Below are 11,228 nucleotides of genomic sequence, written 5' to 3'. Positions count from 1 at the left end.
ACCTCCGTCGATTCTGTCGACGCCGTCCTCGAGCGTCTGCGCGCCCCCGGCGCCGAACTCGTGGGGGAGGTGGCAGAGCTTGGGGAGATCTACCGTTACTGCTACGTCCGCGGCCACGCCGGGATCATCATCGGGCTGGTCGAGGAGCTCCGCTGACGTTCCGTCACTGCTTCAGGCCGACGCTGTTTCACGGAGGTATTGGCGGAGTCCGGGGATTGCGAAGTCCACTTTGCCGTAGCCTGCTGACTCGATCAGGCCCGCGGCGATGAGTCTCTTTCTGTACTTGGACACCACGTTGGGCTTGGCCGTCATGATGTTTCCGATCAGGCCCGCTGCGGATGGTCCATCCTGAAGGGCCATGGCGTCGAGGAACTCACGGTCCTTGTCCGAGATATCCGATAGTGCTGACTCGACGACTACTAATGTGTTTCGTCTTTGAGCGGCGCTGATGGCGCTGTGCACGCTGCTCTCATCCAGTTTCCAGCAGGCCTTTCCCGCCTCCAGCCAGAGGTAATAGCCCACAAGCTGAATAAGGAAGGGGTAGCCCTCGGTAGCCTCCGCGGCCTCACTGACGAGGCCGGGGGAGACGTCTATTCCTCCCTCACTGAAGAGCTCGCTGTAGGACGCGGTGACTTCGGCGATGGCTGCCTCGTGGAGATTGATCCTGTCAGCGCGTCGCAGGAAGGTCGCCACCCCCTCGTTGAGGAGGTCGGAGACTGCGGATGGCAGGCCGGCGAAGATGAGGCCGATGGGCAGTCCGTCGCGGATGAAGTGCTGCACTTCAGCGGCCAGTTGGGATATTTCTGTGCGGTCGACCGCATGTATCTCGTCGATGGTGATAACGAGTCCTGTACCTTTTGCGTCCAACAGCCGCAGAAGTTCGTTCCCGGTCCGTCGCCAATCGGCACTCCGTTCCGGGGGGAGCTGGGTTGTTAGTCCGAACCCTGCCGCCGAGAATGCCGTGATTTTCCGGGTCGGGGGCCCGTCGCCGAGTTCCTCGACCAGCCGCAGCATGTCGTCGCCGATTCCGGCGAGGAAACCGGGGTTTGCTGTTCGGGAGATTACGGCCCAGCCGTGAGTCCCCGCGATCCGTTCTGCGGCGCTCAGCATGACTGTCTTGCCGATGCCTCTGGATCCGGTGATGATGGTCAAAAGCCCGGGTGCTCCCGAGCCTTGCTGCAGTCCGTACTCGAATTCGTCCAAGAGCCCGGCCCGCCCAATCAGGTCCGGCGGCGTGGCTCCGGCGGTGGGCTTGAAGGGGTTCCGCACCGGGACCTCCAGGGTGTAAGTAGGTGAAAGTGGTGAAAGTGGTGAAACTCGGCCAGTTTACCACCCTTGACATCCGGCCAGCAGCCGCGGCTAAGCGGCCTGAGTAAGAGCCGGCGGGGGGAGTAGGGCGTAGTAGGGCGTTAGCGCCCTAAGGAAGAAGTGGCCGGATTGCCTGTTTGCCGCTGACCTAGTCGGGGCGCTGGCTTTGCTGCCGTGGACCCGCAGGAGGCTGAGTGAGGCCTCGGAGCCGCGCTGTGAACGGGCGTAACCAGCACGGCTAAACACAACGACTGATCGCGAGCACTGACCCGCGGCAATTAGGCTGACCTCGTGCATGAGAGAAAGTGGCCCTTACTGATCGGCCGGATCTGCCTCGGAATCGTCAGTGCGGGCCTCCTGGTATTCGGCGCGATTGTCGCTGCCGTTCCGATGGGCGCAGACGTGGGGCTGTATCGGGCGAACGGTCTCGCTACGTTCGGACTGGGACTTTTTGGCGGCCTTCTCGTGCTCGTGCCATATCGGCAAGTCGAACGGTGGGCGTGGTACGCGCTTTGGTTCTACCCGCTGTTCTGGGCCGCCCACCTGATTGGTCAGCTTCCGCCGGGTACTGACCATATCCACCAGGTCGTCTTCATCGCCCTTTCGCTGACCGGGCTCTTACTGCCGGTTCGGACTTTCTTCCCTCGCGCAAAGAGTTCAGAGCACGGTGGCGAAGGTGCCGCCTCTTAGCGCAACATTTCGACCGACTTTCCTCCGTCTCAAGGCCCTGTCCAAGGCCTCTCTCCGCATATGATTCAAACGCCGATAATCAACATTATGTCAAGTAGCAGTGATTCCATGGCAGTATCTGCAGATTAAGACCCGGTGACGTGCCCTCCCAGGTAGCCAAAGACAAACCGGGCCTTGACGCCTATGCTCGGTTCAGCGTTCATTCTCAAGGGGGAACATGGATCGCGTCTGGCGCCTGCGAATGGTGATTTCCGTCCTGGCGGCGGCATTGCTCATGACATCATGTGCAGCCACCCCATCAGGAGTGCCGGGATCAGCAGCATCTACCCCCACAGCTTCCGGTACCGCCGCAACATCGCCGGGTGCCCCGACCAGTTCCGTGAGCAACAGCCCCGTCCCGGCCACCTCCGGCGCGCCGCAGGAAACGTGCGCAGCTTTCCTGCCTGCAGCGCCTTGCGCCACCTACAGCAGCGTCGCTGCAACATCGAACGGCAAGGCGCTGCGGTGGGCGGCGGCCGGGACGATCACGGTGCGGCTGGCCTCCGTCGAAGATACTCTGCAGCTGGCCATGAGAACGGACTGCTCCCCCATCAGCGGGCCAGCCACAATTGCTGGAAACACCCTTACCATCGAAAAAATCGCCACTGGCGCCAGCGGCTGCATCGGCGCTGCCGGTGAACATCAAGCTTGGCTTCACGAATTATTGAAACGTCCCATTTCAATGACCTATACGCAGGACACTTTGACCTGGACGAGCGGGACAAATACGCTCAGCTTCCAAGCTGAGTAACCACGGTTTGAGAACATTGCGGACGTCCCGGGGTGGTCCGCTTCCCTGCACGCCCCCGACGGCGACAATTGAGCTGCCGGATAGGCGCCGAATCCACGGGAGGCTCCCAGCACGGCTGCCATTGGGCTGCCGGGTTCACGGCCGGGCGGACTCCCCTGGATCGCTCCCGGTCCTGTCAGCCCCGCTCCCCTGCCGGTCGGCAGCGGTGAACGGTTCCTCGAAGGGTTGTTGCTTGCCCCCGCGCTCGGTGTGACCGGTGATTGTCCTGCCTGGGTCCGAGGACGGGCGGCGGCGCAAGTTGTCCAGGCCGGCTGCCCAGCCGATGGGCGCCCCCAGCCATTCTCGGGCAGGTCCAGCCAGGAAGCCGAGGGCTCGGATTCCTGCACGTCACTCCCCACGGGCTCCTTGCCTGGTGGAAGCTTGCGCCCCGCGTGGCAATCCGTACCTTGACCTTCGTCTGCGTATCAAGGCGTGCGGTGGGCCGGGGCGAACTGCGCCGCGCGGTTGGTTTCTTCGGCGCGGATGAGGTGCACGAGCGCGTTGATGAGGGCCAGGTGGGTGAAGGCCTGTGGGAAGTTGCCGAGGTGACGGCCGCTCAACGGATCCAGCTCCTCAGCGTAGAGGCCCAAGGGACTGGCAAGGGACAGCAGTCGTTCGCACAGTGCCTTGGCGCGTACCACCTCTCCGATCTCGACCAGGGCGGAGACAAGCCAGAACGAGCAGGTCGTGAAGGTCCCTTCGTCGCCGGTGAGACCGTCGTCGGTCTGTTCGGGGCGGTATCGCAGGACGAGTCCGTCCCGGGTGAGTTCATCGGCGATGGCCAAGACCGTGGCGCGCACGCGTGGATCGTTGGCGGGCAGGAATCGGACGAGCGGAACAAGGAGAAGCGAGGCATCGAGGTTCGTGGTGCCGTAGGACTGGACAAACACGCCTCGGTCGTCGACGCCATTGCGGCAGATGTCCTCATGAATCTCCGTGGCGATGGCGTCCCATTTCCGGGCGTAATCAGCCTGACCGTGCAGGCGTGCCAGCCGGGCACCGCGATCCAGGGCGACCCAGCACATGAGCTTTGAGGAGGTGAAGGGCTTCGGTTCCCCACGGACCTCCCAGATGCCGTGGTCGGGGTCCCGCCAGTGGGCCGCAGCTTGCTCGACCTGGCGGAGCAGGACGGGCCAGAGCGGCTCGGGAAGCTGGTCACGGGATTTGGCGTGGAGGTAGACGGAGTCCAGCATCGTGCCCCAGACGTCAAGCTGGCGCTGGTGGGCGGCAGCGTTGCCGATCCGGACGGGGCGGGCGCTGTCGTAGCCGCCGAGTCCCTCGACAGTAACCTCGGGAAGGTCCCTTGCACCGTCGATGCCGTACATGATCTGCAGGTCGTCTTCGGCAGCGACGTCGCGGATGAAAGCGAAGAAGTCGTCGGCTTCCCGGTCCAGGCCGAGGGTGTAGAGGGCCCAGAGCGCGAACGTGGAATCGCGCACCCACGTGTACCGGTAGTCCCAGTTCCGCTCTCCCCCGGGCGTCTCGGGCAGCGAGGTGGTGGGCGCCGCGACCAGAGCCCCAGTCGGCGCGTAGGTGAGGCCCTTCAACGTCAGCGCGCTGCGCTGCAGCTGCTCCCGCCACGGGTGGTCGGGGAACTCGCCCCCGGTGATCCATTGCCGCCAGAACTCAGTGGTCTGCCACTGCTTGCGCGTGGCTTCTTCCCACGTCCGCGGCGGGGGCAGCGACCCCCAGGAGAGCGCGATAAAAGCCTGCTCGCCCTCGGTCATCCGGCTGCGGATGGCCACGATGGAGTCCTCGATGCCCAGCCGGCGGTCGGTAGTCAGACGCAGCACCGGATCCCCCTCGTCGCCGCTGACGGTCACGGCCTCTCCGTATCCGGGGCTGGAGAACTCCCACCGTGCCCGGCGCTGGCCGTAGCCGAAGACCGGCTCGCACAGCACGGACAGCTCAACCGCACCGTTGACGCACCGGACGGTGCGAAGCAGGCAATGCTCGGCCTCGTAGTTCGTCGGCGGGCGGCGGTACCGGCGGGCCCTCTCGTCGGTGTGGTGCCACGGACCCATCACCAGGGCATCCCTCACGATCAGCCAGCCCGTCCTGGTCTGCCAGGTGGTCTCCAGGATCAAGCTGCCGGGTAGATAGCGGCGCGCAGTGGGCTCCCGAACGCCGTACGGCGCCACCTTGAAGCCACCCGCGGCGCGGTCGAGGATAGTCGAGAACACACTCGGTGAGTCGTGACGCGGGACGCACATCCACTCGACCTGCCCGCTCGATGCAATCAAGCAGTTGGCCTCACAGTCAGACAAAAACCCATAGTCGGCGATCGGGGGATACGGGCTCGTGCCGGCCCCTGGCCGCCGTCTCTCTTCTGCCCCTGACCGGGCGTCGATCCTCACCACCCCAGTATGTTCCCCTCAGGGCGGAAACGGGACCCCGGCAACCTGGACGATTTCCTCCCCAACAGCCAGTGCCGCACCGCAGAGGACGACGGCGATGAGGCGGCTAAGATCTCGAACGTCCGCCGGCCAACGAGGCGCTGAACCTGAATTCCTTACATGCTCGAAGGCCCCCTCGACCCGGGATAGCGTTGACCCGCTCAGCCAATCCTTGGGATTGTCGATGGATCGACAAGATGAACGGCGCAGGATGGATCTCATGTCACAGGTACTGCGTTTCGATCATGTTGGTATCACCGTTGCCGATCTCAACGAGGTGACGGCGTTCTTCGTCGGTCTGGGTCTTGAAGTAGAAGGCACGCCGATGTTCGTCGAGGGCGAGTTCCTCGACACGGTCATCGGCATCCCCGGCTCCCGTACCGAGATCGTCATGCTGCGGCCGCCCGACGGAGGTACCCGGCTGGAGCTCTCGACCTTTGTCCGGCCCGACCACCAGCTTGGATCGCCCGCGGCGATGGCCAATGAGTTGGGGCTGCGCAATGTGGCCTTCGAGGTCGACGACCTCCAGGCGGTCGTCGACCGGCTGGCCGCGGACGGCTACGGGCTGGTCGGCGACATCGGCCAGTACGAGAACATCTGGCGCATGGCCTAGGTGCGCGGCCCGGAGGGGATTATCGTGTCCCTGGCCGAGCGGATCGGCTGACCCTCCAGCTCCAGACCGGTTAGCACGCCCGCGCCATAGGCCTTGTCAGGGCCCCGCCGAGTGGTGACATGATGGGCGCATGAGCCGAGTCACGTGCGATCTGACCATCTCCCTCGACGGATTCATTGCCGGTTCGAACCAAAGCTTCACGGAACCCCTGGGCGAGAACGGAGAACTGCTCCACACGTGGATGTTCGAAGAAGCCGAGTCCAACGCAGCCGAGCTCGAAGGCATCCTCGCCGCCGGCGCCTACATCATGGGCCGGAACATGTACGCCGGTCCCGGGGCATGGGATGAGCAGTGGCGGGGATGGTGGGGTGAGGAACCGCCCTATCACGCACCCGTCTTCGTTCTCACCCATCACCCCCGCGAGCCCCTGGAAATGGAGGGCGGCACAACGTTCAACTTCTTGGCCGATGGGATCGAATCGGCGCTGGCCCAGGCGCGGAAGGCCGCTGGGAGCAAGGACGTGGCCATAGCCGGAGGAGCGCAGACCGCCCGGCAATTCCTTTCGGCGGGGCTGATCGACGAGCTGCGGCTTCACATTGCGCCCATAGTCCTGGGCGCGGGCGAGCGGCTGCTGGACGGCGTGACGGACCTGATGCTTGAGCCGACGGACGTGAGCGGTTCCAGCCTCGTCACCCACGTGCGCTATCGGGTAATCCACTGACAGGCCGACCCTTAGTCGGACGTCACTCGGCGGACGCTTCGGCGCTGGCGCCGCGCCCGAACATGAATGCTCCCATCGTCCGGAACTGCCCGTTCAAGTGGCGGAGGAGTTCATCATCCACCACGTGCCGGCTGATGTCCCGGTCGGTGGGGCTCAGCTGCCAAAACGGAAGGTGATCACCACTCCGATCTGCGCGAACACGCCAGCCAGAAGCATCGCGGACCTAGGGTTGCCGAAGTTGAGCGTCCACCCCAGTCCGAACCGTCGCGGAACCATCAGCGCGTGGTCTTCGCGGTTGATATAGACCAGGCCACCGCGCCAGTACTTGTCGTCGTCCCGGTGGGTCAGCCCCGTGTCCCTTTCACCCTCATCCCGCTCGCGGTTGTTCCTGGCCAGGACCACGATGGCAACCACGACGGCGGCCAGGATCGGGAGCGCGACCACCAGTCCCGCCCACGGCGTGACCGTCCCGGTCCACATCAACAGCGACGAGCCCAGCATCCCCACGTCGATCATCGGGACCAGCCCGAGGAGCGCTTTGACGCCCAGCGACATGTACTGCCGGTACCAGCGCGCCGAGGCCAGCGGGCGGGCCGGGTCGAGGTCGGGCCGGCTGTGGAAAATGGCCGCCGCGATACCCACGAGCAGCCCGGTCACACCGATTTGCACGAACACCAGAGAGAACGCGGAGACCACCGACTTGGCCGCCAGCCGGTTCGGCGCGCCGTTCGCGCCGTGGTGGACCGCGAGCGCGTCGGGCATCGACGGGACTACGGCGGCGGCGATCCCGCAGGAGGCTACCCGCCGTCGGTAGATACGGGTCTGGCTGGCTACCGTCGGGTCGTCGGCACGCTGCACCGGTACCCGGACTCCGAACGGCACAGTCGGACTGGTGATCGAGGGCAGCACGAGGGCAAGAGCGAGCAGCAGCGCCGACAACAAGGAGCTCACGGCGATGGCAGCAGTCATGGCACTCCCCCGGGCTGTTTGGTGTCGAATGAAGCGAGCACGCACCGGCAGGTCTGGAAGCTATAGAACAAATATCGGAGCCGGCGAGCCCGGCGCTGCCGGCGCAGCCGGGCATTTACGCAGAGTCTATCGGCAACTTGCGGAGTAGCTTTTGAACGAATGGCTCTCCGAAAGGGAACGGAGATCCCCCGGAAGGGAACCCTCGGCGGCTTATCGGTGCTTTTGTCAGCCAGCGGGGCGCTGGTCGGAATGGATCGTCACCGTGCCGGCGCCGCAGCTAAGTACAAGCGCTTCCCCGGAAGTTTCGAGGCGGCAGTTCTCGCTGCTGATGGTCCGCGGACCGGAGAGCTCTGGCGCTTCCCTGTACCACCGGTAGTGGAAGGCATCGAATTCCGAGTAGATATGGACTACGTCGCCATCAAATTGATCCTGGGTGACGATGATCGAGCGCCCGTCCGGGGCTACTTCACGGACGGTAGTCCCGAAGCAGAGGATCAACGAGACCAGCAGAAAAAGCCCTACGAACGGGGCTGCGGCCATGCCGGCAACGGCTGTCGCCCACCCTGTGATCACTCGAAGCCAGCGGAGGGAGACCCTGCGAATCAGCGACGGAACCAGGAGAAGAAGCCCGGCGCAGCCGACTAAGCCGCCGACCAGGTAGGTCAGGCCAACTATGGCATCCCCGTCAATCCCCCAGAAGAAAATGAGCCGCTGACCATCGGGAGCCAACGGATGTGCCGAGAAGTAGAAGGTCACCCACGTGTAGATGGCGGCAGCAAAAATGAGCAGGGCTGAACCCCAAATCTCCCTACGTCTCATGTTGCGTTGTCCCCAAATCGGCCCGCCCTGGGCGCATGCTAACCCAGAGCACAGTAAGGGTTGGGGCTGAATTCTGCGCCGATCCACGTTCCGCCAGCGTCTTTGCACCTTTGGATCACAGGGTTAGGGTCACGCATCCCCTGGCGGGTGGCGAGCCCCACCAGCAGCAGTGCAGTGACAAGAATCCAAACCAGGCGCCTCTGGCTCCCACTCTTGGTCCGGTTCTCCCCCATTGTCATAACCGGAGTCTAGCGTCGGACACACCGGCCCAACTCAGAAGCAACCAGCCCCCTTCAGCCGTAACTTTTCTCCATTAGACGCGGGAGAGTCCTGAGGAGTCCGCGGTGACAGTGGACCCGGACGGCAGTCCGAGGAGCCTCATGCACCGCCAGATGGCGCCAACCATGCGTTAGCCGTAATACGGCAAAGAGCAACGTTTGTCGGTCCATCCGGCTACACTGAACCTATCGAACATATATTCGAATACGGGTGTGTTGTGGGCGTTGTTGTCGGTCCCCGCGTGATAGACGCGGGAATGTCGTTGCTGTCGGTGCTGATCTCTCCGGTCCCCGTCGCGGCCGGGTACCCCTCGCCGGCCCAGGATTACTTTGATGGGCGGATTGACCTGAACGAGCATCTGATCAAGGACATCACCAGCACCTACGTCGTACGGGTCTCCGGAGACTCGATGGAACGCGCCGGCATCAGCGACGGCGATGAACTGATCGTCAACCGCGCCCTGGAACCCAAGGACGGGTCCGTGGTCATCGCCGTCCTGGACGGAGAGTTGACCATCAAGCGGCTGCGGATCACGGCCGCCGGCGTCGTGCTGCAGGCAGAGAATCCGGCCTACCCGGACATCCGGGTTCCGTCCCTGTCGGATCTGGTCATCTGGGGCGTCGCGACCCGGTGCCTGCACCATGTTTGAGGCACACCATGTCTAAACCCTCCCCGATGCGGCGGATGCCGCAGATCGCTCACGTGGATGTGAACTGCTTCTACGCCTCGGCCGAGCGGGCATTCGACCCGTCCCTCGAAGGCCGGCCCGTCGTCGTCCTGTCCAACAACGACGGCTGCGCCGTCACCCGGTCCGCCGAAGCCAAGGCTCTCGGGATCGGCCTCGGTGAACCATGGTTCAAGCTCGCCCCGCGGGCCAAGGAGTGGGGACTTGTTGCCCTCTCGAGCAATTACGAGCTTTACGGGGACATCAGCGCCCGGGTGATGGAACTGCTGGGCCGCTACAGCGCCTGGTTGGAGGTTTACAGCATCGACGAGGCCTTCCTGGGCGTCAAAGGCGCGCCGGAGGACCTGCTGGTCCTGGGCCAGACCATGAAGGCAGCCGTGAAGCGCAACGTCGGGGTTCCGGTCTGCGTCGGGATCGCCGGGACCAAGACCCTGGCGAAATTGGCCAACAAATGGGCCAAGCACAACCCGGCCTTCGACGGGGTCTGCCACTGGGACTCTGTGCCCGCCGCCGCCCGGGAAGCGCTCATGGGCCGGCTGTCTGTGATCGAAATCTGGGGCGTCGCGACGCGGCTGACCAAACGCCTCAACGCCTTAGGTCTCCAGTCCATCCTTGACCTGTCCCGGGCCGACCCGGTGATGATCCGGGACCGCTTCTCCGTGGTCATGATGCGCACCGTCCTGGAACTGCAGGGCACCCCGTGCATCCCGATGGAGGAAGAACGGATCGGCCGGGACCAGCTCATCTTCTCGCGCTCCTTCGCCACCCCCATCACCACCGCGGCCGGGATGCGGCAGGTCCTGTCCGTCTACGGCCAGCAGGCTTCAGCGCGGCTGGCCAAACACAGCCTCCAGGCCAAAGTCCTCACCGCCTTCGCCGGCACCTCGCACTTCAACCCGAACGACACCTCCTACCCCTCGGTGTGCGTGCCGCTGCCCATGCCCACCGCCGATCCCGTCCTGCTCACCCGCGCCGCCCACGCCCTCCTGCCCCACATCCAGGAAGGCATCAAATACGCCCGGGCCGGCATCATGGTCACCGACCTGCGGCCCACCGGCAACCAGGCACCGCTGGCCCTGTTCCAAAATCCGCACGAGGAATGCCACATCGGAGCCCTCCTGGAAGATGTGACCCGCCGATACGGGCGCGGCTCCATCGGCCTCGGCCACGCCGGCATACGCGGCGGACCGGACTGGACCATGAAACGGGACATGCTCTCCCCCCGCTACACCACCCACTGGGACGAACTCCCCCTCGTCAAAGCCGCCTAACGCCAACACGCCCGCGCAGCACCGCACCACGAAAGACCACCCCCATGACCCTCAGCACCGAAAACCCCGCACGAACCCTTGACCTTCAAGTCCGGCTCGACCCGGCAGGCAAGCCCCTTGCCATCCGGCACGACGGACGGATCTGGCTTGTCGATCCGGCCACCGAACCCCGGCACTGGATCGGCGGTGACGCCGGACGGGGCACCCGAGCACGGCCGCCGCTGGCGGCGCCAACCCGGCCGGTACCGAATACTGGCGCGTCGAGGCCCGGCTGGGGGCCAATTCAGCGCTGCGCACCTTCACGCTGCGCCGGAACCCGCGCTCCGTCCAGTGGCTCCTTGACGACATCAGCGACGGCGGCTAGGCAACGGTGTCACTGAAAAGTCAGCCGATCAACGACCAGACCTGGGCGGGGATCAGGGCAGAATTCACGCTGCCCGCCCTGGAACAGGTCCGCCGCCGCCTCGCCGAACTGATGGACGACCCCGACCCTGTAATGCAGCAGCTCGTCCGCGTCTTCATCGACGACGGCACCTTCTGCCCTGGATTCCAATTCGTCGCCGGCGGCCACCTCCACCCGACCGTCGTCGACCTTTTCCAGCGCGCCATAGAACTGAAGGTTCCGCACAACTACTTCACGGCCTGGAT

At 64.6% G+C, this 11,228-nt stretch carries 11 protein-coding genes; 7 read left to right on the top strand and 4 right to left on the bottom strand.

Annotation, left to right across the window (positions count from 1 at the left end):
- Positions 1-171: 171 nt before the first annotated feature.
- A complete protein-coding gene (locus tag Y706_RS0108790) occupies positions 172-1,269 on the bottom strand; it encodes an ATP-binding protein (RefSeq protein ID WP_028276312.1) in 1,098 nt (365 codons plus the stop codon).
- A gap of 330 nt (positions 1,270-1,599) precedes the next feature.
- Here Y706_RS0108790 and Y706_RS24460 point away from each other — a divergent pair, with 330 nt between their 5' ends.
- On the top strand, positions 1,600-1,998 hold the full coding sequence (locus Y706_RS24460) for a hypothetical protein (protein ID WP_043435538.1): 399 nt from the start codon (positions 1,600-1,602) through the stop codon (positions 1,996-1,998).
- A gap of 379 nt (positions 1,999-2,377) precedes the next feature.
- Positions 2,378-2,788, top strand: coding sequence for an META domain-containing protein (locus Y706_RS28715; protein ID WP_253906733.1), 411 nt, complete (start codon positions 2,378-2,380; stop codon positions 2,786-2,788).
- 464 nt (positions 2,789-3,252) lie between these two features.
- On the opposite strand, the gene Y706_RS24455 is transcribed toward Y706_RS28715, so the two are convergent.
- The gene (locus Y706_RS24455) at positions 3,253-5,184 is read right to left on the bottom strand and encodes a glycoside hydrolase family 15 protein (protein WP_253906732.1); all 1,932 of its coding nucleotides are present in this window, start codon (positions 5,182-5,184) and stop codon (positions 3,253-3,255) included.
- A 259-nt stretch (positions 5,185-5,443) separates the two neighbouring features.
- Between Y706_RS24455 and Y706_RS24450 the strand changes: the two genes are divergently transcribed.
- Both Y706_RS24450 and Y706_RS0108765 read left to right on the top strand, forming a co-directional pair.
- Complete coding sequence (locus Y706_RS24450) at positions 5,444-5,836, top strand: VOC family protein (RefSeq protein ID WP_043435534.1); 393 nt, start codon at positions 5,444-5,446, stop codon at positions 5,834-5,836.
- A gap of 130 nt (positions 5,837-5,966) precedes the next feature.
- On the top strand, positions 5,967-6,557 hold the full coding sequence (locus tag Y706_RS0108765; RefSeq protein WP_028276310.1) for a dihydrofolate reductase family protein: 591 nt from the start codon (positions 5,967-5,969) through the stop codon (positions 6,555-6,557).
- 153 nt (positions 6,558-6,710) lie between these two features.
- Here Y706_RS0108765 and Y706_RS24445 read toward each other — a convergent pair whose 3' ends face one another.
- A complete protein-coding gene (locus tag Y706_RS24445) occupies positions 6,711-7,526 on the bottom strand; it encodes a DUF5808 domain-containing protein (RefSeq protein WP_028276309.1) in 816 nt (271 codons plus the stop codon).
- Positions 7,527-7,751: 225 nt separating this feature from the next.
- Complete coding sequence (locus Y706_RS0108750; protein ID WP_216699120.1) at positions 7,752-8,282, bottom strand: hypothetical protein; 531 nt, start codon at positions 8,280-8,282, stop codon at positions 7,752-7,754.
- A gap of 559 nt (positions 8,283-8,841) precedes the next feature.
- Here Y706_RS0108750 and umuD point away from each other — a divergent pair.
- From umuD to Y706_RS29175, 3 genes are all read left to right on the top strand, one after another.
- Positions 8,842-9,273, top strand: a complete 432-nt coding sequence (gene umuD, locus Y706_RS0108745; RefSeq protein ID WP_026266320.1) for a LexA family protein — start codon at positions 8,842-8,844, stop codon at positions 9,271-9,273.
- Positions 9,274-9,281: 8 nt separating this feature from the next.
- A complete protein-coding gene (locus Y706_RS0108740; protein ID WP_028276307.1) occupies positions 9,282-10,580 on the top strand; it encodes a Y-family DNA polymerase in 1,299 nt (432 codons plus the stop codon).
- A 370-nt stretch (positions 10,581-10,950) separates the two neighbouring features.
- On the top strand, positions 10,951-11,228 hold a 278-nt coding region (locus Y706_RS29175), incomplete at its 3' end, for a hypothetical protein (protein WP_043435529.1).

It is taken from the genome of Arthrobacter sp. I3, assembly GCF_000520575.1.
GTDB classification, from domain to species: domain Bacteria; phylum Actinomycetota; class Actinomycetes; order Actinomycetales; family Micrococcaceae; genus Arthrobacter; species Arthrobacter humicola_A.
Note: the sequence above shows the minus strand (reverse complement) of the source record. Positions and strands in the feature narration are given on the sequence as shown.

Coding starts and splice junctions, on each gene's coding strand:
- Y706_RS24450 (WP_043435534.1), top strand. CDS start 5,444: ATGTCACAGGTACTGCGTTTCGATCATGTTGGTATCACCGTTGCCGAT.
- Y706_RS0108765 (WP_028276310.1), top strand. CDS start 5,967: ATGAGCCGAGTCACGTGCGATCTGACCATCTCCCTCGACGGATTCATT.
- Y706_RS24445 (WP_028276309.1), bottom strand. CDS start 7,526: ATGACTGCTGCCATCGCCGTGAGCTCCTTGTTGTCGGCGCTGCTGCTC.
- Y706_RS0108740 (WP_028276307.1), top strand. CDS start 9,282: ATGTCTAAACCCTCCCCGATGCGGCGGATGCCGCAGATCGCTCACGTG.